The organism is Stenotrophomonas sp. AG209 (assembly GCF_003550055.1).
Lineage (GTDB): Bacteria > Pseudomonadota > Gammaproteobacteria > Xanthomonadales > Xanthomonadaceae > Stenotrophomonas.
The window spans coordinates 734,525-757,708 of record NZ_QXDB01000001.1 but is presented as its reverse complement, the minus strand read 5'-3'; the positions used below and the strand labels follow the sequence as shown (position 1 = coordinate 757,708).

Here is a 23,184-nt window from a genome sequence, read left to right as displayed (position 1 = left end):
GCACAGACCTGAAGCAATGCACGACGCCAAGAACGCCCAGAGCGCGCTCGCCCAGCAGATCGCCCAGACCATCGCCGACGAGATCGGTGCCCAGTCCGCCCAGGTACGTGCCGCCGTCGGCCTGCTCGACGAGGGCGCCAGCGTTCCGTTCATCGCGCGCTACCGCAAGGAAGTGACCGGGGGCCTGGACGACACCCAGCTGCGCAACCTCGAAGTGCGCCTGACTTACCTGCGCGAACTGGAAGACCGGCGCGCGGCGGTGCTGGCCAGCATCGGCGAGCAGGGCAAGCTCAGCGACGAACTGCGCAACGACATCCTGGCCGCCGATACCAAGAGCCGGCTGGAAGACCTGTACCTGCCGTACAAGCCCAAGCGCCGTACCCGCGCCCAGATCGCCCGCGAGGCCGGCCTGGAGCCGCTGGCCGATGGCCTGCTGGCCGACCCGACGCAGGACCCGCAGGTCTTTGCCGCTGGTTTCGTCGACACCGACAAGGGCGTGGCCGACACCAAGGCCGCGCTGGAAGGCGCCCGCGCGATCCTGATGGAGCGCTGGGGCGAAGATGCCGCGCTGGTTGGCGAGCTGCGCACCTGGCTGGGCGAGACCGGCGTGATCCGCGCCCGCGTGGCCGAGGGCAAGGAAACCGAAGGCGCCAAGTACCGCGATTATTTCGAGCATGCGGAGGCGCTGGCGAAGATTCCATCGCACCGCTTGCTGGCACTGTTCCGTGCGCGCCGCGAGGAGATCCTGTTCCTGGAACTGGACCCGGGCAGCGATGCCGAAGCCGGCCATCAGTACGCCGAAGGACGCGTGGCGCGCAAGGCCGGCATCGCCGATCAGGGCCGTGCCGCCGACCGCTGGCTGCTGGATGCCTGCCGCCTGACCTGGCGCGCCAAGCTGCACACCCATCTGCTGCTGGACCTGTTCAACCAGGCCCGCGAGAAGGCCGAGGCCGAAGCCATTGCGGTGTTCGGCGACAACCTGAAGGACCTGCTGCTGGCCGCACCGGCCGGCCCGAAGACCGTACTCGGGCTGGACCCGGGCATCCGCACCGGCTGCAAGATTGCCGTGGTCGATGCCACCGGCAAGCTGGTCGCCACCGACACCATCTACCCGCATGAGCCGCGTCGCCAGTGGGAGCAGTCGCTGCAGACGATCAAGCAGCTGTGCGCCAAGCACAACGTGGAACTGATCGCGATCGGCAACGGCACCGCCAGCCGCGAAACCGACAAGCTGGCCGGCGAAGCGATCAAGGCTGTCGCCAACCCGAAGCTGCAGAAGGTGGTGGTCAGCGAGGCGGGTGCGTCGGTGTACTCGGCGTCCGAGTTCGCGGCGAAGGAATTCCCGGGGCTGGACGTGTCGCTGCGTGGCGCGGTGTCGATCGCGCGCCGCCTGCAGGATCCGCTGGCCGAACTGGTGAAGATCGAGCCCAAGGCGATCGGGGTCGGCCAGTACCAGCACGACGTGGATCAGTACCGCCTGGCCCGGGCGCTGGATGCGCGCGTGGAGGACTGCGTGAACGCGGTCGGCGTGTACGTGAACACCGCGTCGGCTGCGCTGCTGTCGCGGGTGTCTGGCCTGTCTTCCACCGTGGCCGAGAACATCGTGCGCCATCGTGACGACAACGGCCCGTTCAAGCGTCGCAAGGATCTGCTCAAGGTCGCGCGCCTGGGCGAGAAGACCTTCGAGCAGTGTGCCGGCTTCCTGCGTATCGCCGATGGTGACCAGCCGCTGGACGCCTCGGCGGTACACCCCGAAGCCTATCCGGTGGTTGAGCGCATCGTGGCCAGCACCGCGCGCCCGATCAAGGCGCTGATCGGCGATGGCAGCTTCCTGCGTGGCCTGAAGGCCGAGCAGTTCACCGATGCCACCTTCGGCGTGCCGACCGTGCGCGACATCCTCAAGGAGCTGGAGAAGCCGGGCCGTGACCCGCGCCCGGAGTTCAAGGCGGCGCGCTTCGCCGAGGGCGTGGAGGACATCAAGGACCTGCGCGAGGGCATGGTGCTGGAGGGCGTGGTCAGCAACGTGGCCGCCTTCGGAGCCTTCGTCGATATCGGCGTGCACCAGGACGGCCTGATCCACATCTCGGCGCTCTCCGATACCTTCGTGAAGGACCCGCGCGACGTGGTCAAGGCCGGTGACATCGTCAAGGTGAAGGTGCTGGAGGTGGATGTGGCGCGCAAGCGCATCGCCCTGACCCGGCGCCTGGACGATACCCCGGGCCAGGCCACCAGCCGCCCGGGCCAGCGCGATGAGCGCGGCCAGGGCCAGGGGCCGCGCCGTGACGCTGGCGGCCAGAACCGTGGACCGAACCGCGGCCAGGGCTCTGGTGGCCGTCCTGCCCAGTCTGCGCCGCCGGCCAACAATGCCCTGGCCGAGGCCTTTGCCCGGGCCAAGCGCAGCTGAGGATCGTGCCCCCCGTCACGGTTGATCCGGGGCGGGGGACTTGTCGGTTTTCCCCGTGATTGCGCACACTTGCGCCTGAGGGGGGCGTTTGGCCTCCCCGCTGTCGCTGGGGAGGGCCATGACGCCAGCACGACCCGCCGTCTTCGTCGCAGGCCGCAGCGTTGCGCTGCGGTCGGCGCCTGCCCGTGCCGGCAGGGGACCGGAGTGATGCCGGGCCAGGGCACCCACGGCAATGGACTGCTGGAGCGCCGCCTGCAGGAGTTGGCGGAAGAGCGTCGCCGGCTGGCGATGATCATCGACGGTACCGCTGCGGGAACCTGGGAATGGAACGTGCAGACCGGCGAGATGCGGGTCAATGCGCGCTGGGCCGAGATTGTCGGTTACCGCCTGGATGAGCTGGAACCGATCTGCCAGAAGACGTTCCTGAAGCTGGTCCATCCCGATGACATCGCGCTGTCCGATGCGGCGCTGGATGAGCATTTCGAAGGCCGCACCGACAACTACGCCTGCCTGCTGCGCATGCGCCACAAGAACGGGCAGTGGATCTGGATCCAGGACCGTGGGCGGGTGTTCGAATGGGACGGGCAGGGCAAGCCGTTGTGGATGGCCGGCGCGCATGCCGACGTCACCGAGCTGCAGCAGGCGAGGCAGGACGCGGCCGAGACCCGGCAACGCCTGCAGGCCGTGGTCGATGCGTCCGATGAGGTGGCGGTGATCGCCACCGATACCGATGGCACCATCACCCTGTTCAACACGGGGGCGGAGCACCTGCTGGGCTACAGCGCGGCGGAGGTGGTCGGCCAGCGCCGGCTTGATGCCTTCCACGATCCGGATGAGCTGAAGGCCTGGATGCGACCGCTGGCCGATGCTGATGGCAATCTTCCCGGCGTGTTCGAGGCGCTGAGCGCGCGTGCCGACGGGCAGACCTACTCGCGGCAGTGGACGCTGCTGCGCAAGGATGGCCAGTCACGCCAGGTGCGCCTGTCGATCAGCCGCATGGAGAGTGCCGAGGGCGCGCGCATCGGCTACGTCGGCATGGCCATCGACATCACCGAGATCCTGCAGGCGCGCGCCGAAGCACGACTGTCGGCGGAGAAGTTCGCTGGCGCGTTCACCTCCGCCGCGCTGGGCATGGCCCTGGTCTCGCTGGAGGGGCGCTGGCTGGATGTCAACGACGCGCTGTGCCGGATCCTGGGCTACCCGCGCGAAGAGCTGCTGCAGGTGGATTTCCAGCGTCTGACCCATCCCGATGACCTGCAGACCGACCTGGCCCTGGTGCAGGACCTGCTGGCCGGGCGACGCAGCCACTACCACCTGGAAAAGCGCTATCTCGACCGCGACGGCCGCATCATCTGGGCGCGGCTGTCGGTGTCGCTGGTGCGCAACGAGCACGGCGAACCGCTGCATTTCGTGTCGCAGATCCAGGACATCACCGCCCAGCGCAGCAGCGAGCAGCGCCTGTTCGAGAGCGAACAACGCAGCCGCATCACCCTGGATGCGGTGGCCGACCTGGTGCTCAGCGTCAGCCTTGATGGCCGCATCGACTACGCCAACGCGGCCGCGGTGCGCACCCTGGCCGGAGATGGCGCATTGTCGCTGGCCGGGCACAAGGTGCAGGACGTGCTGGCGCTGACCACCGAGTACGCGCCCGGCTCGGTACTGGATGTGTCGGTGCTGCTGGACCCGGAGAGCAATGCAGTGGACCTGCACGCCGACCTGCTGCTGCGGCTGGGCGCGGCAACGGTGCCGGTGGACCTGACCCGCGCCTGGCTGCGCGATGACGAAGGCCATGTGCGCGGCGCGGTCTGGGTGCTGCGCGACGACACCCAGCAGCGTGCGCGCCAGCGCGAGGCCCGCCACCTGGCCGAGATCGACCCGTTGACCGAGCTGAGCAACCGTCGCGGCTTGGAGGTGCACCTGCAGCAGGCGATCACCCGCGTCGAGCGCACCGGCCAGGCCGCCTCGCTGATGTACATCGATCTGGACCGCTTCAAGCCGGTCAACGACACCTGGGGCCATCTGGCCGGCGATGCCGTGCTGTGGGCGGTGGCCAGCGTGCTGCGCCATGGCGTGCGCGATTCGGACGTGGTGGCGCGGCTGGGCGGTGATGAATTCGCGGTGATCCTGTCCGGTTGTACGCCACGTCGTGCGGCCCGCATCGGCGGTGAACTGCTGCATACGCTGGCCTCCCTGTCCATTCCCTGGGACCAGGACCGGCTGCGGATCGGTGCCAGCATCGGTATCGCGCCGCTGGCCGGCGGCATGAGCGTGGACCAGGCGGTGGCTGCGGCCGATGCCCAGTGCTACCGGGCCAAGGCGATGGGCCGCAACAACGTGCAGGTGCAGGGCGAGCTGTCCGAGCTTCCGGGTGACGACGGCGAACCAGGCTGAACCGGCCCGCACCGCCGGGATGGATGAAGGATGTTTCATTTGCCCGCGCCGGCTGATTTGGCGAGCATGGGCCAGTCTGGACTTCAGCGGTGCCCATGTCGCGCGTATTGACCATCGAGGATGACGCCATCACGGCCCAGGAAATTGTGGCGGAGCTGGGCAGCCATGGCCTGCAGGTGGACTGGGTGGCCGACGGCCGCGAAGGCCTGGTGCGCGCGGCCAGTGGCGACTACGACGCAATCACGCTGGATCGCATGCTGCCCGGGCTGGATGGCCTGGCCATCGTCACCACCCTGCGCCGGATCGGCATCGATACGCCGGTGCTGATGCTCAGTGCGCTGTCGGATGTCGATGAGCGGGTGCGCGGCCTGCGTGCCGGCGGCGATGACTACCTGACCAAGCCGTTCGCCTCCGACGAGATGGCCGCGCGGGTGGAGGTGCTGCTGCGTCGCCGCCAGCGCCCGGCGGGCAACGAGACCCTGCTGTGCGTGGGGGATCTGCAGCTGGACCTGCTGGCGCGTACCGCCCACCGCGGCGGGCGCAGCCTGAGCCTGCTGCCGACCGAGTTCAAGCTGCTGGAATACCTGATGCGCAACGCCGGCCAGGTACTGACCCGGATGATGCTGTTCGAGGAAGTGTGGGGCTATCACTTCGACCCGGGCACCAACCTGATCGACGTGCACATCGGCCGCCTGCGGCGCAAGCTGGACCAGGCCGACGCGCCGTCGCTGATCCGTACCGTGCGTGGCAGCGGCTATGTCCTCAGCGAAACTGTCTGACGGCTGGCGCTCGTCCAGCAGTCGCCTGCTGGGCTTGTACAGCCTGCTGTTCGTGGCCTGGTCGTGCGTGCTGCTGGGGGTGCTGTACTGGAGGGTGTCGCTGTACCTGGACGAGCTGGCACAGTCAGCGGTGCTGCAACGTGCGCACCTGTTTGAGCACTTCACCGGTGATGGCCTGACCGCAGCACTGCGCGAAAACCGCCGCTATGACCTGCATGGCATCGATGCCTACGGGTTGTTCACCCCCGAGGGCCAGCCGATTGCCGGCATGCTGAAGTCGTTGCCGGCGCAGCTGCCGCTCGATGGCAGCGCGCATCCGGTGTCCGGCCTGCCGATTGCCGATGTGAACGCACGTGGCAAGCGCGGCTTCGGCCTGGCGATGCCGACCCGCGACGGCCGCATCCTGGTGCTGGTGCGCTACAGCGGGCCATTGAACGAGGTCAATCACCTGATCCTCGACGCCCTGCTGTGGGGTGTGTCGTTGACCCTGCTGCCGGGGCTGCTTGGCTGGCACCTGCTGCGGCGGCGGCCGCTGCGCCGCATCCAGGCCATCGAGCAGGCCACTGCGCGGATCGTTGCAGGCGACCTGGGCCAGCGCCTGCCGTTGGCCAACCGCCGCGACGAACTGGACATGCTGGCGTCCATCGTCAACGCCATGCTCGACCGCATCGAGCAGTTGATGACCGAGGTCAAAGGGGTATGCGACAACATCGCCCACGATCTGCGCACGCCACTGACGCGCGTGCGTGCGCAGCTGTACCGCATGCGGCAGCAGGTACAGGACGGTGATCCGCAGGCGCTGCCACTGGAGCAGGTGCTGGAAGAAACCGACACACTGATGGTGCGTTTCCGCGCGCTGCTGCGGATCTCCGAGCTGGAGGACCACCAGCGCCGCTCCGGGTTCGACACGCTGGCGCCGGAAGCGTTGCTGCAGGAGATCCACGCGTTCTACGCGCCGCTGGCGGAGGAGAAGGGCCAGTGGCTGCAGCTGGAACTGGCCGCTGGCCTGTCGGGCGTGGTGGGCGACCGCGGCCTGCTGTTCGAGGCGATCGGCAACCTGCTCGACAACGCGATCCGGTTCGCACCGGAGGGCGGCCGCGTACAGCTGTCGGCACAGGTGGAGGAGGGAGCTACCAGCATCGTGGTGGAGGATTCGGGCCCGGGCATACCGCACGCCGAACGCAGCCTGGTGTTCCAGCGTTTCCATCGCGCGGAGGCCAGCAAGGGCGGAGGATTCGGTCTGGGCCTGTCGATCGTGGCAGCCATCGCCGGCCTGCACGGGTTCCGCCTGCAGGTGGCGCAGTCCACGCTGGGCGGCGCCCGCTTCAGCCTGCTGTGCCGACCGCAGCTGCTGTAGAGAGTGTTCTTTTTTTGCAGGGTTTGCAGCCCTGCACCTGCTGCAATCAACGTCAACGTCAAAGGCAGAAGCTGGCATTCCGTGGGGGGGGCGGGGTGGGCCCGGCTGCGGGGGACGCCGTAAATACGTCCATGGGGGCTCGGTCGCCGCATCCATGCGGCTCACGCCCCCGCAACCGGACCCACCCCGCCTTCGACAGTTTTCTGCGATCTGTTGGAACAGCTCGTGGGGTCAGATCCGTTTTCCGGAGGAAAACGGATCTGACCCCGGAATTTCATTCGATATCTGACGGATGTGTCGACCAAGGTCGACACCTACCAACAGCCGCCGGAATCTGTCGAAGGCGGGGAACTGTGGGTTTGCGGGGTGTGAGCGGCATGGATGCCGCGACCAAGCCCCCATGGACGGGTTTACGGCGTCCCCGCAAACCCACAGTGCCCCGCAATCCCACGGAATGCCGCTCTGGCATTTGACGTTGCTCTGGTTTGAAGCAGGTGCAGGGCGCAGCCCTGCAACAAAACCCCTTCATGAAATATGTTTCATCTGCGGCACAGCCTTGTTTTAGCTGGCAACGCGGATACTTGCCGACCTGCGCTGCCCGCGGTGGGCAGTGGCACCGTTGGAGAGCCGCATGCTCGGGTTGGTCAGGACCGCGCTCAACAAGCCTTACACCTTCGTGGTGATGGCCATTTTCATCTGCATCGTCGGTCCGCTCAGCGCGCTGCGCACCCCCACTGACGTGTTTCCCGATATCGGCATCCCGGTTGTCGCCGTGGTCTGGCAGTACACCGGCCTGTCGCCCGATGCGATGGCCGGGCGGGTGATCTCGCCATACGAGCGTGCGCTCAGCACCACCGTCAACGACATCGCGCACATCGAATCGCAGTCGCTGGCCGGCATGGGCGTGGTGAAGGTGTTCTTCCAGCCCGGCGTGGACATCCGCACCGCCAATGCGCAGATCACCGCGATCTCGCAGACCATGGTCAAGCAGATGCCGGCCGGCATGACGCCGCCTCTGATCCTCAACTACAGCGCCTCCACCGTGCCGGTGCTGCAGATGGCGTTCTCCAGCCCGACGCTGGGCGAGTCGCAGATCCGCGACCTTGCGCAGAACACGGTGCGCCCGCCATTGACCTCGATTCCGGGCCTGGCCATTCCCGCCCCCTACGGCGGCAAGCAGCGCCAGATCACCCTCGACCTGGACCCGCAGGCGATGGCCGCCAAGGGCTTGTCGGCCCAGGACGTGGGCAACGCCCTGGCGGCGCAGAACCAGATCACCCCGGTCGGTACCGCCAAGCTGGGCAGCAATGAATTCACCGTGCTGCTCAACAACAGCCCCAACGAGATCGAAGCGCTCAATGACCTGCCGATCCGCACCGTCAATGGTGCGGTGGTCACCATCGGCCAGGTGGCCCACGTGCGCGACGGCTCGCCGCCGCAGACCAACATCGTGCGGGTCAACGGCGGCCATTCGGTGCTGATGGCCGCGTTGAAGAACGGCGATGCATCCACGCTCACGCTCGTCAGCCGCATCCGCGCGATGCTGCCGCAGATCGGGGAGTCGCTGCCGCCGTCGCTGAAGATCTCGTTGCTGGGCGATGCGTCCACCTTCGTGCGCGAATCGATCAGCAGCGTCGCCCGCGAGGGCATCATCGCCGCGCTGCTGACCAGTGTGATGATCCTGGTGTTCCTTGGCAGCTGGCGTTCGACCGTCATCATTGCCGCCTCGATCCCGCTGGCGGTGCTGTCGGCCATCGCGCTGCTGTCGGCCGCCGGGCAGACCCTCAACGTGATGACGCTGGGCGGCCTGGCGCTGGCCGTGGGCATCCTGGTCGACGATGCCACGGTCACCATCGAGAACGTCAACTGGCACCTGGAGCAGGGCAAGGGCGTGCGCGAGGCGATCCTCGATGGCGCCGCGCAGATCGTCGGCCCGGCGTTCGTATCGCTGCTGTGCATCTGCATCGTGTTCGTGCCGATGTTCCTGCTTGATGGCATCGCCGGTTACCTGTTCCGGCCGATGGCGCTGGCGGTCATCTTCGCCATGGGCAGCTCCTTCATACTCTCGCGCACCCTGGTGCCGACCATGGCGCTGTACCTGCTGCGGCCGCATCGCGTGGAAGGCGGGGTTGGGCATCATCCCGAGGACGCGTTCCTCAACCATCATGAAGGTGATCATCCGCGGCCGCGCCGTGCACGCCTGACGGCCACGCTGGTGCGCTGGCAGCAGCGTTTCGAGGCCGGCTTCTCCGCCACCCGAGACCGCTACCACGCACTGCTCGGTCTGGCGCTGGCACATCGCGGCCGCTTCCTGATCGGCTTCATGGCTTGCGTGCTGGTGTCCTTCGCGCTGCTGCCGGCACTGGGCCAGGACTTCTTCCCGGCCACCGAAGCCAGCGCGTTGTCGCTGCACGTACGCCTGCCGCTGGGCACCCGCATCGAGGAAACCGCGGCGGCGTTCGATCGCATCGAATCGCGCATCCGCCAGGAAGTGCCGGCGCATGAGATCGACGCCATCGTCGACAATCTGGGCCTGCCAATGACCGGCATCAACATGGCCTACAGCGCCAGCGGCACCATCGGCCCGCAGGATGGCGACATCCAGGTGTCACTGAAGCCGGGCCACGGCGATGCGGCCGAGTATGCGCGGCGCCTGCGGGAGGTGCTGCCGGCCGCCTTCCCGGGCGTCAGCTTCGCGTTCCTGCCCGCCGATACCAGCAGCCAGATCCTCAACTTCGGTTTGCCGGCACCGCTGGACGTGCGCATCGCCGGGCCGGATGCCGCCGGCAACCGCGCCTACGCCCAGGAGCTGCAGCGTCGCCTGCGCCACGTGCCGGGCCTGGTCGACCTGCGCCTGCAGCAGCCTGATGGCTATCCGACCCTGAAGGTGGATGTTGACCGCCTGCGCGCCAATGGCCTGGGCATCACAGAACGCGATGTCACCAACAGCATGGTGGCGTCGCTGGCCGGCAGCGGCCAGGTTGCTCCGACGTTCTGGCTGAGCCCGAAGAATGGCATTTCCTACAGCGTCGTGGCGGCCACGCCGCAATACCGCATGGACAGCCTGGCCGCGTTGCAGGCGCTGCCGGTGACCGGCAGCAGTGGCACGCCGCAGGTGCTGGGCGGCCTGGCTGACATCCAGCGCGGCGCCAGTTCCGCAGTGGTCACCCACTACAACGTGCAGCCCACGCTGGATCTGTACGCCAGCGTGCAGGATCGGGACCTCGGCGCGGTCGCAGCCGATGTGCAGAAGGTCATCGATGGCATGGCCGGCCAGCGCCCCCGGGGTACCGAGGTCGGCCTGCATGGGCAGATCGATGCGCTGCACGTCGCGTTCACCGGCCTCGGTTACGGCCTGCTGGCGGCGATCGTGCTGATCTACCTGCTGATCGTCATCAATTTCCAGTCCTGGACCGATCCGTTCGTGATCATCACCGCATTGCCGGCGGGCCTGGCCGGCGTAGTCTGGATGCTGTTCCTGACCCACACCACGTTGTCGGTACCCGCGTTGACCGGCGCCATCCTGTGCATGGGCGTGGCCACGGCCAATTCGATCCTGGTGGTCAGCTTCTGCCGCGAGCGCCTGGCCGAGCATGGTGACGCGGCCAAGGCCGCGCTTGAAGCAGGATTCACCCGGTTCCGCCCAGTCTGCATGACAGCGCTGGCGATGATCCTGGGCATGCTGCCGACCGCACTGTCCACTGAACAGAACGCGCCACTCGGCCGCGCAGTGATCGGTGGCCTGCTGCTGGCGACCTGCGCCACGTTGTTGTTCGTTCCGGTGGTGTTCGCATTGGCCCACTCCCGCAAAACCCGTACTGCTCCTGCCGGAGAACCCCTGCATGTCTGAGTCTTCGCTGCCGCAGCGTTCGCTGCGCCGTCCCTTGCTCCTGGCCGCGGCTGTTGCGCTCGTCCTGGTGGCCGGTGGTCTTGCCCTGCGCGCGCAGCAGGCACACGCCGTGGTCGAGTGGACCGAGCGCCAGGCGGTCCCGTCCGTGCAGGTGGTGATCGCTGGCGGGCAGGGCGCTGCAGGAACCATGACCCTGCCGGCACACCTGAGTGCCTGGACCGAGGCGCCGATCCATGCCCGCGTGGGCGGCTACCTGAAATCGTGGAGTGCCGACATCGGCCAGGCGGTCAAGGCCGGCCAGGTGCTGGCGGTGATCGACAGCCCGGAACTGGACCAGCAGATCGCCCAGGCCCACGCCCACCTGCTGCAGGTACAGGCAGACGCAGCGTTGGCCAAGGTCAGCGCCGAGCGCTGGCAGGGCATGCTTGGCAGCCATTCGGTGTCGCGCCAGGAAGCCGACGAGAAGCAGGCGAATGCGGTGGCCGCACAGGCCAGCGTGGAAGCGGCCCAGGCCGACTACGCACGGCTGCAGGAGCTCGGCCGCTACCGTACGTTGCGCGCGCCCTTCGATGGCACCGTTACTTCGCGCCAGACCGACGTCGGCCAGCTGATCCGCGCCGATGACAGCGGCCGCGAGCTGTTCAACATTGCTGACACCCGCCGCTTGCGCCTGATGGTGCCGGTGCCGCAGAACAGCGCGGCCAGCATCCGCTCCGGGCTGCAAGCCACGCTGCAGGTGCCAGGCCAGGAAGGGCGCCATTTCACCGCCACGCTGCATGGGGATTCCAGTGCGATCGATCGCAGCTCGGGCACCCTGCTGGCGCAGTTCGTGGTCGACAACGCCGACGGCGCACTGCTGCCCGGCAGCTATGCGGAAGTGACCCTGCCGCTGCAGGACGGCGGTGCCGGCGTGAGCGTGCCGGCCGAGGTGCTGATCTTCCGTGCCAAGGGTACGCAGGCGGCAGTGGTCGACGCCCAGGACATCGTGCATCTGCGCGACATCCATATCGTCAGTGATCTGGGCAGCACGTTGCGCATTGACCGCGGCTTGAAGGCGGGCGACCGGGTCATTCCCAATCCGCCCGATGCGTTGCGCGAAGGTGACCATGTGCGTGTGGTGGCCGGTGAGCAGGAGCCCGCGCATGCCCGCGGCTGAGCGTGTCGCTGCGCTTGCGCTGGCGACGCTGCTGCTGGGCGGCTGTTCGCTGGCGCCGGCCTACCAGGTGCCGTCGGTGGCGATGCCGGCGACCTACGAGCAGGTCGAGGCGGCGGTGGCCACTGCACCGATGGCACCGGCGTGGTGGCAGGCCTTTGATGACCCGGTGCTGGACCAGCTGCAGCAACAGCTGGAGCAGGCCAATCCGACGCTGGCACTGGCCGTGGCGCACTACGATGCTGCACGCGCCGCTGCGGGCGAAGTGGCATCTGCGCGCGCACCGCAGATCGGCTTCAGCACGGGCCCGGTGCGCCAGCGCCAGTCCGATGACAAGCCGCTGCGCAGCGCGACCCAGCCGGCCATCTATGACAGCAATAGCGCCACGTTTTCGCTGTCGTTCGATCTTGACCTGTGGGGGCGGCTGCGCAACGCGGCGGCCGCCGGCAGGGCGCGCGCCGATGCGAGTGGCGATGACCTGGCCGCCGCGCGGCTGAGCCTGTCGCAGCAGCTGGCCGGGCTCTACCTGCAGCTGAGGGGCGCCGAGGCACAGCAGCTGATCCTGCGCGCGAGCATCGAGGACTACCAGCAGGCGCTGGCGCTGACCGAAGACCGATTCCGTGGCGAGATCGCTTCGGAGCTGGATGTGTCCCGTGCACGGCATCAGCTGGCGAGCGCACAGGCCGATCTGGATGCGCTCGATGCGCGCCACGACCTGCTGCGGCATGCCATTGCCGAGCTGGTCGGTGCCCCCGCCACAGGCTTCGTCGTCGCCACTGCAGGCCTGCCGGCATTGCCGACGGTGCCGGCCGATCTGCCCAGCAACCTGCTGCAGCGACGGCCGGACATCGCTGCCGCCGAGCGGCGGGTATTCGCCGCCAATGCCGGCATCGGTGTGGCGCGCGCCGCGTGGTTCCCGCAGCTCAGCCTGACCGGGTTGCTGGGTGGCCAGACCTCGGGTGGCAGCGCCCTGCTGGATACGGGCAACCGTTATTGGGCACTCGGCCCGTTGGCTGCACTGCCGGTGTTCGATGGCGGCCGCCGCAAGGCTGCCAAGGCCGGGGCCGAGGCCGAATTCGATGCTGCGTCGGCGCAGTACCGGGCCACCGTGCTGGCGGCGATCCGCCAGGTGGAGGACCAGCTGACCCTGCTGCGCCAGCTCGATGCCCAGCGTGGCCACGAGCAGGAGGCCGTGCAGGCCGCGCGGCGTGCGGAGCAGATCGCGCATGACCGCTACACCGGCGGTGCGGTGAGCTATCTGGACGTGGTCAGCGCGCAGACCGATGCCCGCCAGGCGCAACTCGGCCTGCAGGACATCCAGAGCCGGCAGCTGCAGGCGAGTGCGGCGCTGATGGCGGCGCTCGGCGGCGGATGGTCGCAGTAGCGGCGGGAGGCGGTCTCAGCCTGTGAGAGGACGGGGCGGAACAATTGGCGCTCCCCCCGGACGAGAGAGCTGACGATGATGGCCTGGAATCGAAACGCCGTGGCCGCCTATGCGCCGGCCATGGTCGGCTGGTGCCTGGCGCTGGCCAGCTGGTTGCGCCTGGAACAACTGCGTGACGACCTGCATGCGAAGGCGTTGCTGCCGGTGCTGCACGGCGGCGCGGTGACGCTGGTGGTGCTGACGCTGGCCTGCACGTTGGCAGCAAGCGCGGTGCTGTGGCGTGCCCGCCGGCCACCGCGCCGGACCCCCGCCGGATGATCTACAGCGCAGCGGCCTTCATCAGTACGAACCGGCAGGGTGCGCGTTGGTAGGCATTGATCTGCGGCACCAGACGCTGGAAGTGCTCGCTGGCGCAGTGGGCGTCGAGTGCGGCGTGGTCGGGCCATAGCTCGATGAAGACGAGGTGCCCGGGATCCTTCTCGTCGACGAACAGTTCGTAGCTGATGCACAGTGGCTCGCGCTGCGTGCAGGCGACCAGCTCGCGGTACAGCGGAAGGACGGTGGCCAGGGCCTCCGGGTGAATGAAGTCTTCGGCGATCACCTTCAGCATGTCGGCACCTGCAAAGCGGGCCCCGTAGGATAGTGCCGGCGTCGGGCCGGCACTATCCACCGTCAACGCAATACTTCGTCCGCCGAGACCAGCTGCACATCGTGCATCTGGTTGAGGTAGGCCTCGTAGTAGCCCTTGTGCGAGGCACCGACGATGGTCAGCATGCGGCTGCCGGGGTGCTGGCCCAGCACGTCGCGCATGTTGGCGACCATGCGCAGGTTGCGGGTTTCCCAGTAGCCGACATACATCCGGCCGAAGGCCTTGGAGGATGGCTCGACGAGCGTCGCGCCGAAGTCGCTCTGGTACGCGGCCATCGGTGCCGCCGGACTGTTGTAGTCCCGATACAGCGCGATGACGCCGCCGGGCTTGTCCAGGTCGGCCACGAGCCGTTCGTCGGCCTCCCGGCGCGCGCGCGAATGCGCATTGTTCCAGGCACCGGTGATGGCCGCGCTGGCCGCCGCTTCATCCTCAGCGGGCGTGGGGGAATCGGCTGTATGGTCGTCCACCGCCCACAGCCGTTCATGCCCTAGGCGGGCGGCGACTTCGGCGGCGATCAGGTTGGTTTCATTGCGGCGAACCATGCCTTTGTCGAGGATCTCGACCAGGGCGGGGGTCAATCCATCACCGTCTTTGCGCTCGGACGCAGGCAGGCGCAGCCACTGCACCTGCGCCGAGCCGCGTTCGCCCGCTGCCAGGAACAATGCAGCGAGCCGACGACGCTGGGCGGGCGCCGGATCCTTCGGCCAGGTTGCAAGCAGGCGCTCGACCTGGGTGTTCGCGGTGGGTACGTCCAGTCCGGTCGCAGCCTGCGCAGCGGTGGTATCGAAGCAGTAGGTGGCCACGCTCTCTGCATAGCGTGCCGGGTAGCGACGCATGAAATCGCACTGCAGGCCTGACAGGTCTTCGGTGGCGATCAGTTCGGGCTTCCAGGCGACCAGTCGCTGCAGCAACGGTTCAAGCAAGGCGGGCTTGAAGGACTTGGGCAGGCCGGACAAGTGGGTGGTGCCCAGTACCAGCACTTCGTTCGGGCGCCCGGCAGGCGGGCCCTTCAGCTGGTCGGGGTGGAAGCTGGGGCGATAGGTGGCATCGGCAGCGAGGGCGCCGCCGCTGCACAGGCCCAGGATCAGGAAACTGGCCAAGCGTGGGAACATGCGATCTCCGTGTCAGTGAGCGTCCTGCGGTTCGCTGCATGCTGGCCATTTTCATCTGCCACGAGATCTCCCGTTGGTCATGCAAACCTTTTCGGCTTGAACTGCATCGGCGTCCCGGACGAGGCTATGCCCAATGACAGCAACGACGCGCGACATGTCCCCCGACGACTGGACCATCGACAGCCGGCGGCTGCAGCTCCGGCCCTTCACGCCGGAGGACGCCGGCGAGGCGTTTGCCGCGATCACGCCGGGGCTGACCCGCTACATGGCGTTTGATCCCCCTGCGTCGGAGCAGGCTTTCGCCGCTGTCTGGTCGACGTGGTTGCCCACCATCGCCGATGGCACCGACCTTACGTTCGTGATCCGCCGACACGCGGATGGTGCGTTCCTCGGCCTGGCCGGCCTGCATCGCACCGCCGATGCGGAACCCGAACTCGGCATCTGGATCGCCGAGGCGATGCACGGGCATGGCTATGGCCGTGAAGCCGTGGCGGCGGTGCGTGCGCTCGCATCCCGGCGGCTGGACCGGGCCGCATTCTGCTACCCGGTGGCCGAGCAGAACCTGCCCAGCCGGCGCCTGGCGGAATCGCTCGGCGGCATCCCCGTCGCGCGTGAGCAGAATGTGAAGTACACCGCGATTGTCTACCGCATCCCTGCAGCAGCATCTGAAGTTGCGACGGGCGTCGCGGAATCCGGCTAAAGCCACCGATCGCATCGCCGATATTCCCTCTGGATCCCGCTCCAGTCGCCCGCTGCAGGACCCCAGGCTGCCCCCGACGGGCGGCCCGCGCTGTGTGTTCCGCCGCTCCCCCTGCCGATCGCACCCGCACCAGACGTTCTTGCCAGCCGCTCGAGGGGTGCCTGCCGGTACCTGTAGTCCCAAGCAACTGAAGTTGCCGCCGGGCATCCCGCCCGTCGGGTCGCAACCGCTTACCGGACACCGAGGATCAGACAATGCTCATTCCAGGCTTCACGGCAGGCGCGCAGGCGCCGGCCGAGCTGCATACCCGTTGGTCGCCGTGGCGTGCCCTGCTGGGCGCGCTGGCACCCCAGCACCGCACCGGCGTCGAAGCGGCGGCCGATGGCCGTACCGAACTCGAGGCGCAGGTCGCTGCGCTGCACCGGGTCCAGGCGGTCATCGAGTTCGCCCTCGACGGCACCATCCTGCAGGCCAACGACAACTTCCTGCAGGCGATGGGCTACCGGCTGGAGGAGATCCAGGGAAAGCACCATTCCCTGTTCGTCGATCCCGAGCAGGCGCGCAGCGCCGAATACCGTGACTTCTGGGCGCGGCTGGGACGTGGCGAATATGACGCTGGCCAGTACCGGCGTTTCGGCAAGGGCCAGCGCGAGATCTGGATCCAGGCCTCTTACAACCCGGTGCTGGACCGGCAGGGGCGTCCGTACAAGGTGGTCAAGTTCGCCACCGACATCACCGCGCAGAAGCTGCAGGCGGCCGACTCGGCCGGGCAGCTGGCGGCCATCGACAAGTCGCAGGCGGTGATCGAGTTCAGCATGGACGGCCGCATCCTGTCGGCCAACGACAACTTCCTGGCCGCCACCGGCTACAGCCTGGACGACGTGCGTGGCCAGCACCATTCGCTGTTCGTCGAACCCGAGCATCGCGGCAGTGCCGAGTATCGGCAGTTCTGGGAGAAGCTGGGTCGTGGCGAATACGATGCCGGCCAGTACCGGCGCCTCGGCAAGGGCGGGCGCGAGGTCTGGATCCAGGCGTCCTACAACCCGATCCTGGACCTCAACGGAAAGCCGTTCAAGGTCGTCAAGTACGCCACCGACATCACCGCGCAGGTGCATGAAAACCAGGCCATGCAGCGCGCCGTGGCGCAGACCCGTGAAGTGGTGGCGGCCGCCAAGGAGGGCGACCTGACCCGGCGCGTGGCCACCGCCGACAAGAACGGGCCGATCGCCGAGCTGTGCGAAGGCGTGAATTCGCTGGTCGAGGCGATGGCCGCGATCATCGGCCAGATCAAGTTCGCCGCCGACACCATCGCCGTCGGCGCAACCGAGATCGCGCAGGGCAACAGCGATCTGTCGCAGCGCACCGAGCAGCAGGCAGCGTCGCTGGAGGAGACCGCGGTGTCGATGAAGGGCCTGGCCGAGACCGTGCAGCGCACCGCGACCAATGCACGGCAGGCCAGCCAGCTGGCCGGTGGCGCCGCCGACGTCGCCGCGCGCGGTGGCAACGTGGTGCACGAAGTGGTCGAGACCATGGCGGTGATCAACGCGTCCTCGCGGCGCATCGTCGACATCATCGGCGTGATCGACGGCATCGCCTTCCAGACCAACATCCTTGCCTTGAACGCCGCGGTGGAAGCCGCGCGCGCGGGCGAGCACGGGCGTGGCTTCGCCGTGGTCGCCACCGAGATCCGCGAACTGTCGCAGCGCTCGGCCAGTGCCGCCAAGGAGATCAAGCAGCTGATCGATGCGTCGGTGGCCAATGTCGGCGCCGGTACTGCACAGGTTGAGAGCGCCGGCCGCACCATGGACGAGATCGTGGTCAACGTGCGCCGGGTCAGTGACCTGATGTCCGAGATCAGCACGGCCGCACAGCAGCAGAGCGACGACATCCAGCAGATGAACCATGCCGTCGATCTGATCGACCAGGGTACCCAGCAGAACGCCGCGCTGGTCGAGGAAGCCTCGGCCGCGGCGCGCAGCATGGAAGAGCAGTCAGCGCAGCTGCTGCAGACCGTGGCCAGCTTCCGTGTGCAGGGTGGGGTGGGGCACCTGCATGGCGCGACGGTGCTGCGCGCGGTCTAGGCCCGGCGGTCGGAGTGGTGCTCCCCGGCCTCGATGGCCGGGGCAGCATGCACGCAGTTGCGGCCGGCATGCTTGGCCCGGTACAGGGCCTGGTCGGCCCGATCGACCAGGCCTCGTGGGTCGGCCTGCTCATGCGCGGCCTGCCAGGCCACGCCGATGCTGATGGTCACGTGGGCCTCGGCGGCGGGCAGGGCGGCGGCTTCCACGGCGGCGCGCAGGCGCTCGCCCAGGCCCAGGGCGTGGGCGGCGTCGGGCGCGGGCAGGGCGGCGATGAACTCCTCGCCGCCGTAGCGGGCCAGTAGGTCATCACCGCGTTGCAGGCAGCCGTCGAGGATCGCGGCGACCGCCTGCAGGCGGCGATCGCCTTCCGGATGCCCGTAGGTGTCGTTGAGTCGCTTGAAGTGGTCGATGTCGATCATCAGCACCGCCAGCCCCAGGCCCTGGCGACGGGCGCGGCCGTGCGCGCTGCCGAGTGATTCATCGAAGTTGCGCCGGTTGCCCAGCCCGGTCAGCGGATCGCGCCGGGCCAGCAGCGCCAGTTCGTCGCGCTCGCGCTGGATCTGCACCTGGGTCAGCACGCTGCGCAGGGCATAGCCGAGCATGGCGCCGATGAACCCCACGGTGGCCAGGGTCGGCTGCAGGCGTGCCACCAGAAGCGCCACCATCATCAGCAGCAACGGCAGCATCAGCGGCACGCCGGCATCGACGATGCGGCGGAGGTTGCGCGGCACAGCCACCGCCGGTGGGCGATACGTGCTGCCGGCCAGCACCGCCAGCAGCACGAACAGCCCGCTGATCAGCAGGTCGCCCCAGCCACCATCGGGTACCTGCGGCTGCCAGGTATTGATGTAGAACGCCAGCAGGAAGTAGCCCAGCGCGTAGAGGGTCAACGTGCGGAAGAAGTCGCGGCGGTCGGCATTGTCCTCGGCCAGGAAGCGGATCAGCGCGAAGCAGAACACCAGGCTGTTCTGCACGTTGCTCATGGTGTGCAGGCATTGCGTCCACAATGCGGTGTTGAGGTGTGCCATCGCCCGCGTATGCACGAAGTACAGCAACCACAGCAGCGCGATGACCGCCAGGTCCACCGCACGGATGCAGCGGTTGCCGCCGCCCGGGCTGGCGGCCACGTAGGTCAGCGGAATCCGGTAGAACACGTACAGGATCAGCGACGAGGCGGTCATCTGCGCAGGGCTGAGGCCGGCCACATTGCGATACAGCAGGGCCAGCAGGGCCAGAGAGAACAGGCCAACGGCAGCGCCCAGCGTTCGCCATTTGCAGGCCGCGTGGCTGTCGCGCGCGCGTCGCACGCAGGCCAGTGCCGCCAGAAGGGGGGCGGTGATCAGCATCAGGTAGGAGCCAACCGGGTCCTGCGGTCCGATCAAGGCAATGACGAGCGTGTGCGTGACCATGAAAAACAGTGCCGCACGCAACGTCATGCATTCCCCCGCCCCCAGATCCGGCTGGGATCACGATAGGCAGAAGTACGTGAGGCTGGCAAGAAAAGTGTGAGCCAGTTCTATTCGCAACCTTGTTGGTTGTCACATTTGCGTTTCAGCGGGGTGGCACGACGCCGTTGATGTGGGCGTACATCCAGAAGTCGCGGGGCTGTCCCCGCACGTGGCGATAGGCGCGCAGCCGCCCCTCGCGCTGCATGCCGAGGCGTTCCAGCAGGGCGATCGAACGGGCATTGCTGTCCAGAACGGTGGCCTGGATGCGGACCAGCCCACAGGTGCCATGTGCCCAGTCAAGCACGGCTCGCGCTGCATGCGTGGCCAGGCCCTGTCCCTGCCAGCGCGGATCGAGGTCATAGGCGAGTTCGCCGCGGCCATGCCACGGGTCGACGCCGTTCAGGCCAACAGTGCCGATCAGCTGGTCGTCGGCGTCCACCATCGCCCAGCGCTGATCGGATGCATCAGCCAGATAGCGGGTGATCTGCTGCGCCAGCGCCCGTTCGGAAACGTCGCCCCAGCTGGTGTGCTCGATTACGCCTGGCAGCGAGAGGTAGTGGGACCAGGCGGCGGCATCGGACGCCCGCAGAGGGCGCAACCGCGCGGGCAGGGTGTCGGCAAGCGTGGGAGGAGCATGCTCGGGCATCGTCGCCAGTGTCGGTGCACAGGCCCGGGAAATGCAAAAGGCCAGGTCATGGACCTGGCCTTTGATGCAGTGGTGCCGGTGAAAGGACTCGAACCTTCATGGGGTCACCCCCGGCTGATTTTGAGTCAGCTGCGTATACCATTCCGCCACACCGGCAGGCAGCGTGCGAGTGTAACCGAGGTCGGCGGGAGATGCATAGTAGGAGGGCCTATCAGGGCGGTTCCTGTCGGCATTGGCTCCTTGGTAGCTATACTCCCAGCGTGCAATTGCCTCCAGGAGCGGTAGCTGATGACAGTGTTGCAGGACCTGAGGGTACTGGTGGTCGAGAACGACGAAATGAGTGCGGCCCTGCTGCAGATGCAGCTGGTGCATGCCGGTGCGACCGTGGTCGGGCTCGCAGCGAGCGTGTCCGAGGCCCTGCAGCTGCTGGAAAAGAGCGCCCCGGACGTGGCCCTGCTGGATTACCGGCTGGCCCGCAACGAGACCAGTGAGCCGGTGGCCGCAGCGCTTTCGGCACGTGGCATTCCGTTCGTGCTGGCCACCGGGATGCTGGCCGAGCAGCTGCCGGCACCGATGTTGGCCGGTCTGCTGCTGGTCAAGCCGTACCTGTCGGCGGATCTGTCGCGGGCGCTGGCGCGTGCGGTCGGCCGCTCCAGCGCCAAGGCCTGAGCCGTCCACTGCGGACCGGCAGGGGTATGCTGCCGGGGCCTGAATGCTCACGTCTACGATGTGCGGCGGCAACCCCGGATCCAGGAACCCCGCCCAGGCGGGGTTTTTCCATTGCACGTAGCGCTCAGCCTGCTTCCTGGTACACGTAACGGATCTCCTCGCGGTCATCGAGGATGCGGTACTGGCGCGCCAGGTCATCCGTATCGGGATTGAGCCAGGCATCGAGGTGTTCCATGCGGATCGGTACCACGCCGCGGTCATGCCCGGCAGCGGCGACGTCGCTGGGAGGGGCGTCGGTGATCGTGGCAAACGACAGCAGGCGGCCTTCCGGTCCTTCCCATTCCGCCCAGAGGCAGGCCAGCAGCAGGTCGCGGGGCGGATCGGGACGGAATTCGAGCACCACGTCCTGTTCCTTTTCATCGTCACCGAGGGTGCGGCCGGCGATGGCGTGGCGTGGCACGTGCTCGTAGAACGCCTGCACCACCACCACGCCGTGGCGCAGTCCGAACGCACCCCGCCAATAGCCTTCCAGGGTGTCACGCCGCGCATTGTAGGTACCGGGGTACAGCACGTCGTTGCGCGCCGGCGTGTCCGGCAGCCGGCACTGGTAGCGCATCGGCTTGATCACGCGCTGGCCGTTCTCGCTGACCATCACCGGTGCGTAGGTGCCGGGAAAAATGCGGTTGTCGCGCGGCAGCAGCTGTACCCGATGCAGGTCTTCCAATCGGGCGTGCGCTCGCTCGATGCGGTTGCCGGCCACGCGCAGGTCATTGCGTGCCTTCTGCGTGGGCCGGGTGGCCAGCGTGGCATGGGCGATATCGCGTCTTTCGCGCTGCCGGGCCAGTTCGGCCTCCAGTGCCTGCTGCTCCTGCGCATGCCATTGCTGGATCTTCGCCACGATGTCGCGGCCCTGTTCGGTCCGTGCACCGGCGAATCCGTCATCCATCGCCTTCGGGGTCTTCGGCCGCTTCTTGCCCGGATCGTGTGCGTACAGGTCGGCGAACTCCTCCAGCGACAGGATGGCGCCGAACTCGCGTACCAGCTTGGCGTAGTCAGCGCGGATCAGGGCGGAATAGCACATGGGACTCTGGGGACCTGGGTCGCAACGGCTGCGACGTGGATGCGGCAGGATAGCCCGACCCATCTGGAGATGCCGCATGAATGATTCCACCTGCCAGTTCCGCGAAGCCGTGCCCACGGTCGAGGACTACTGCCGGTTGCGTGTGCTCGCAGGCCTCAGTGCCAAGAGCCCGGAAGCGGCCATGCGTGCGCTGCCCAACACCCTGTTCGGCGTGTGCGCCTACCAAGGCGCTGAACTGGTGGCGATGGGGCGTATCGTCGGCGATGGCGGCTGCCACCTGCAGGTCTGTGACATCGCGGTGCTGCCGCGGCTGCAGGGGCAGGGGCTGGGCAAGGAGGTGATGCGGCGCCTGGATGGCTGGATGCAGGCCAACCTGCCGCCATCGGCGTATGTCAGCCTGCTGGCCGATGGCGAGGCGCATCGGTTGTACGCACAGTTTGGTTTCGCGCCCACGGCACCGGCATCGATCGGGATGTATCGGCGGTTCTGAGCCGTGAGTGGGGTGAAGCCATCCACGCATGGCGTGGATCTACCCGGGCCCTGCAGTAGATCCACGCCACGCGTGGATAGGGCTTTCCCAGGAATCGCAGGCAAAGAAAAACCCCGGCCGAAGCCGGGGTTTTCAAGAATTGGCGTCCCCACGGGGATTCGAACCCCGGTCGCCACCGTGAAAGGGTGATGTCCTAGGCCTCTAGACGATGGGGACGCACGAAAACTTCAAGTTGTAGATCCTTCGACGGCCTAATGTCGAAGTGGTGGAGCCAAGCGGGATCGAACCGCTGACCTCCTGCATGCCATGCAGGCGCTCTCCCAGCTGAGCTATGGCCCCATGAAACTCCGGATGATCTGCCGGGAGCAGAGTCCGTTTTGAAACTGGCGTCCCCACGGGGATTCGAACCCCGGTCGCCACCGTGAAAGGGTGATGTCCTAGGCCTCTAGACGATGGGGACGCACGAAAAACTTCAAGTTGTAGAACCTTCGACGGCCTAATGTCGAAAGTGGTGGAGCCAAGCGGGATCGAACCGCTGACCTCCTGCATGCCATGCAGGCGCTCTCCCAGCTGAGCTATGGCCCCGTGTTACCGAGCCGCCTATCATACCTGCGTGTTCACGTTTGTGGAAGTCTTTTTTGAACTTTTTTCGTTCCGGTTCAACCGCAGCCACGAGGGCAGGGGAACCGCAACGCCACAACCTGAATGCCGGTAGGCGGTGAACAAAAAAGACCCGGTTATCGGCCGGGTCCTCGTTGTTCGTGATGAGTGGCGTCCCCACGGGGATTCGAACCCCGGTCGCCACCGTGAAAGGGTGATGTCCTAGGCCTCTAGACGATGGGGACGCAATTCTCATCAATGTTCTTTAGCGACCTTTCGACGGCCTAATGCCGAAAGATTGGTGGAGCCAAGCGGGATCGAACCGCTGACCTCCTGCATGCCATGCAGGCGCTCTCCCAGCTGAGCTATGGCCCCACGTCGCTGAGGAGC

Annotated in this window: 17 protein-coding genes and 7 tRNA genes; 12 read left to right on the top strand and 12 right to left on the bottom strand. The window is 67.4% G+C overall.

Annotated features, from left to right (window positions below; genetic code table 11):
• Positions 1-16 precede the first annotated feature (16 nt).
• From DFO63_RS03490 to DFO63_RS03455, 8 genes are all read left to right on the top strand, one after another.
• A complete protein-coding gene (locus tag DFO63_RS03490; RefSeq protein ID WP_119006445.1) occupies positions 17-2,404 on the top strand; it encodes a Tex family protein in 2,388 nt (795 codons plus the stop codon).
• Between the two features lie 207 nt (positions 2,405-2,611).
• Positions 2,612-4,795: a PAS domain-containing protein gene (locus DFO63_RS03485; protein ID WP_119006444.1), complete on the top strand. Its 2,184-nt coding sequence runs from the start codon at positions 2,612-2,614 to the stop codon at positions 4,793-4,795.
• 95 nt (positions 4,796-4,890) lie between these two features.
• Complete coding sequence (locus DFO63_RS03480; RefSeq protein ID WP_014037608.1) at positions 4,891-5,574, top strand: response regulator transcription factor; 684 nt, start codon at positions 4,891-4,893, stop codon at positions 5,572-5,574.
• Positions 5,552-6,931 (top strand): ATP-binding protein, encoded by a 1,380-nt coding sequence (locus DFO63_RS03475; RefSeq protein ID WP_049444241.1) that lies wholly within the window; start codon positions 5,552-5,554, stop codon positions 6,929-6,931. Before DFO63_RS03480 ends, DFO63_RS03475 begins: the two co-directional genes overlap by 23 nt.
• Positions 6,932-7,562: 631 nt before the next feature.
• Positions 7,563-10,781: an efflux RND transporter permease subunit gene (locus DFO63_RS03470; protein WP_119006443.1), complete on the top strand. Its 3,219-nt coding sequence runs from the start codon at positions 7,563-7,565 to the stop codon at positions 10,779-10,781.
• The gene (locus tag DFO63_RS03465; RefSeq protein ID WP_119006442.1) at positions 10,774-11,937 is read left to right on the top strand and encodes an efflux RND transporter periplasmic adaptor subunit; all 1,164 of its coding nucleotides are present in this window, start codon (positions 10,774-10,776) and stop codon (positions 11,935-11,937) included. Before DFO63_RS03470 ends, DFO63_RS03465 begins: the two co-directional genes overlap by 8 nt.
• Positions 11,924-13,318: an efflux transporter outer membrane subunit gene (locus tag DFO63_RS03460; RefSeq protein ID WP_049443183.1), complete on the top strand. Its 1,395-nt coding sequence runs from the start codon at positions 11,924-11,926 to the stop codon at positions 13,316-13,318. Before DFO63_RS03465 ends, DFO63_RS03460 begins: the two co-directional genes overlap by 14 nt.
• A gap of 78 nt (positions 13,319-13,396) precedes the next feature.
• A complete protein-coding gene (locus DFO63_RS03455; RefSeq protein WP_233490784.1) occupies positions 13,397-13,636 on the top strand; it encodes a hypothetical protein in 240 nt (79 codons plus the stop codon).
• 1 nt (position 13,637) lies between these two features.
• On the opposite strand, the gene DFO63_RS03450 is transcribed toward DFO63_RS03455, so the two are convergent.
• Positions 13,638-13,928, bottom strand: coding sequence for a putative quinol monooxygenase (locus DFO63_RS03450; protein ID WP_049443167.1), 291 nt, complete (start codon positions 13,926-13,928; stop codon positions 13,638-13,640).
• A 62-nt stretch (positions 13,929-13,990) separates the two neighbouring features.
• Positions 13,991-15,079 (bottom strand): DUF5694 domain-containing protein, encoded by a 1,089-nt coding sequence (locus tag DFO63_RS03445; RefSeq protein WP_101765697.1) that lies wholly within the window; start codon positions 15,077-15,079, stop codon positions 13,991-13,993.
• A gap of 154 nt (positions 15,080-15,233) precedes the next feature.
• Between DFO63_RS03445 and DFO63_RS03440 the strand changes: the two genes are divergently transcribed.
• Together DFO63_RS03440 and DFO63_RS03435 are read left to right on the top strand one after the other, a co-directional pair.
• Positions 15,234-15,779 carry a GNAT family N-acetyltransferase gene (locus DFO63_RS03440; protein WP_049443169.1) on the top strand — a complete coding sequence of 182 codons (546 nt, stop codon included), beginning with the start codon at positions 15,234-15,236 and terminating at the stop codon, positions 15,777-15,779.
• A gap of 254 nt (positions 15,780-16,033) precedes the next feature.
• Positions 16,034-17,860, top strand: a complete 1,827-nt coding sequence (locus DFO63_RS03435) for a methyl-accepting chemotaxis protein (protein WP_049443170.1) — start codon at positions 16,034-16,036, stop codon at positions 17,858-17,860.
• On the opposite strand, the gene DFO63_RS03430 is transcribed toward DFO63_RS03435, so the two are convergent.
• The 3 genes from DFO63_RS03430 to DFO63_RS03420 all read right to left on the bottom strand — a co-directional run bounded on the left by DFO63_RS03430 (position 17,857) and on the right by DFO63_RS03420 (position 20,110).
• Positions 17,857-19,296: a GGDEF domain-containing protein gene (locus tag DFO63_RS03430; protein WP_049443171.1), complete on the bottom strand. Its 1,440-nt coding sequence runs from the start codon at positions 19,294-19,296 to the stop codon at positions 17,857-17,859. The genes DFO63_RS03435 and DFO63_RS03430 overlap by 4 nt on opposite strands.
• Positions 19,297-19,411: 115 nt before the next feature.
• Positions 19,412-19,954, bottom strand: a complete 543-nt coding sequence (locus tag DFO63_RS03425) for a GNAT family protein (protein ID WP_119006441.1) — start codon at positions 19,952-19,954, stop codon at positions 19,412-19,414.
• Positions 19,955-20,024: 70 nt separating this feature from the next.
• Positions 20,025-20,110, bottom strand: a tRNA-Leu gene (locus tag DFO63_RS03420).
• Between the two features lie 132 nt (positions 20,111-20,242).
• On the opposite strand from DFO63_RS03420, the gene DFO63_RS03415 reads away from it, so the two are divergent.
• Positions 20,243-20,623 carry a response regulator gene (locus tag DFO63_RS03415; protein WP_014037597.1) on the top strand — a complete coding sequence of 127 codons (381 nt, stop codon included), beginning with the start codon at positions 20,243-20,245 and terminating at the stop codon, positions 20,621-20,623.
• A gap of 124 nt (positions 20,624-20,747) precedes the next feature.
• Here the strand turns inward: DFO63_RS03415 and DFO63_RS03410 are convergent, their stop codons facing one another.
• A complete protein-coding gene (locus tag DFO63_RS03410) occupies positions 20,748-21,704 on the bottom strand; it encodes an SOS response-associated peptidase family protein (RefSeq protein ID WP_119006440.1) in 957 nt (318 codons plus the stop codon).
• A gap of 76 nt (positions 21,705-21,780) precedes the next feature.
• Between DFO63_RS03410 and DFO63_RS03405 the strand changes: the two genes are divergently transcribed.
• A complete protein-coding gene (locus DFO63_RS03405) occupies positions 21,781-22,194 on the top strand; it encodes a GNAT family N-acetyltransferase (protein ID WP_014037595.1) in 414 nt (137 codons plus the stop codon).
• 140 nt (positions 22,195-22,334) lie between these two features.
• Here DFO63_RS03405 and DFO63_RS03400 read toward each other — a convergent pair.
• From DFO63_RS03400 to DFO63_RS03375, 6 genes are all read right to left on the bottom strand, one after another.
• Positions 22,335-22,410, bottom strand: a tRNA-Glu gene (locus DFO63_RS03400).
• Positions 22,411-22,457: 47 nt separating this feature from the next.
• Positions 22,458-22,533: transfer RNA gene (locus DFO63_RS03395), tRNA-Ala, on the bottom strand.
• Between the two features lie 45 nt (positions 22,534-22,578).
• A tRNA-Glu gene (locus DFO63_RS03390) sits at positions 22,579-22,654 on the bottom strand.
• Between the two features lie 49 nt (positions 22,655-22,703).
• Positions 22,704-22,779 (bottom strand) — tRNA-Ala (locus DFO63_RS03385).
• Between the two features lie 184 nt (positions 22,780-22,963).
• Positions 22,964-23,039: transfer RNA gene (locus DFO63_RS03380), tRNA-Glu, on the bottom strand.
• Between the two features lie 54 nt (positions 23,040-23,093).
• Positions 23,094-23,169: transfer RNA gene (locus tag DFO63_RS03375), tRNA-Ala, on the bottom strand.
• Between the last annotated feature and the right edge of the window lie 15 nt (positions 23,170-23,184).

Bases quoted from the DNA above. Each gene is read 5' to 3' on its own strand.
- DFO63_RS03490 (WP_119006445.1), top strand. From the start codon at position 17: ATGCACGACGCCAAGAACGCCCAGAGCGCGCTCGCCCAGCAGATCGCC.
- DFO63_RS03485 (WP_119006444.1), top strand. From the start codon at position 2,612: ATGCCGGGCCAGGGCACCCACGGCAATGGACTGCTGGAGCGCCGCCTG.
- DFO63_RS03480 (WP_014037608.1), top strand. From the start codon at position 4,891: ATGTCGCGCGTATTGACCATCGAGGATGACGCCATCACGGCCCAGGAA.
- DFO63_RS03475 (WP_049444241.1), top strand. From the start codon at position 5,552: ATGTCCTCAGCGAAACTGTCTGACGGCTGGCGCTCGTCCAGCAGTCGC.
- DFO63_RS03470 (WP_119006443.1), top strand. From the start codon at position 7,563: ATGCTCGGGTTGGTCAGGACCGCGCTCAACAAGCCTTACACCTTCGTG.
- DFO63_RS03465 (WP_119006442.1), top strand. From the start codon at position 10,774: ATGTCTGAGTCTTCGCTGCCGCAGCGTTCGCTGCGCCGTCCCTTGCTC.
- DFO63_RS03460 (WP_049443183.1), top strand. From the start codon at position 11,924: ATGCCCGCGGCTGAGCGTGTCGCTGCGCTTGCGCTGGCGACGCTGCTG.
- DFO63_RS03455 (WP_233490784.1), top strand. From the start codon at position 13,397: ATGGCCTGGAATCGAAACGCCGTGGCCGCCTATGCGCCGGCCATGGTC.
- DFO63_RS03450 (WP_049443167.1), bottom strand. From the start codon at position 13,928: ATGCTGAAGGTGATCGCCGAAGACTTCATTCACCCGGAGGCCCTGGCC.
- DFO63_RS03445 (WP_101765697.1), bottom strand. From the start codon at position 15,079: ATGTTCCCACGCTTGGCCAGTTTCCTGATCCTGGGCCTGTGCAGCGGC.
- DFO63_RS03440 (WP_049443169.1), top strand. From the start codon at position 15,234: ATGTCCCCCGACGACTGGACCATCGACAGCCGGCGGCTGCAGCTCCGG.
- DFO63_RS03435 (WP_049443170.1), top strand. From the start codon at position 16,034: ATGCTCATTCCAGGCTTCACGGCAGGCGCGCAGGCGCCGGCCGAGCTG.
- DFO63_RS03430 (WP_049443171.1), bottom strand. From the start codon at position 19,296: ATGACGTTGCGTGCGGCACTGTTTTTCATGGTCACGCACACGCTCGTC.
- DFO63_RS03425 (WP_119006441.1), bottom strand. From the start codon at position 19,954: ATGCCCGAGCATGCTCCTCCCACGCTTGCCGACACCCTGCCCGCGCGG.
- DFO63_RS03415 (WP_014037597.1), top strand. From the start codon at position 20,243: ATGACAGTGTTGCAGGACCTGAGGGTACTGGTGGTCGAGAACGACGAA.
- DFO63_RS03410 (WP_119006440.1), bottom strand. From the start codon at position 21,704: ATGTGCTATTCCGCCCTGATCCGCGCTGACTACGCCAAGCTGGTACGC.
- DFO63_RS03405 (WP_014037595.1), top strand. From the start codon at position 21,781: ATGAATGATTCCACCTGCCAGTTCCGCGAAGCCGTGCCCACGGTCGAG.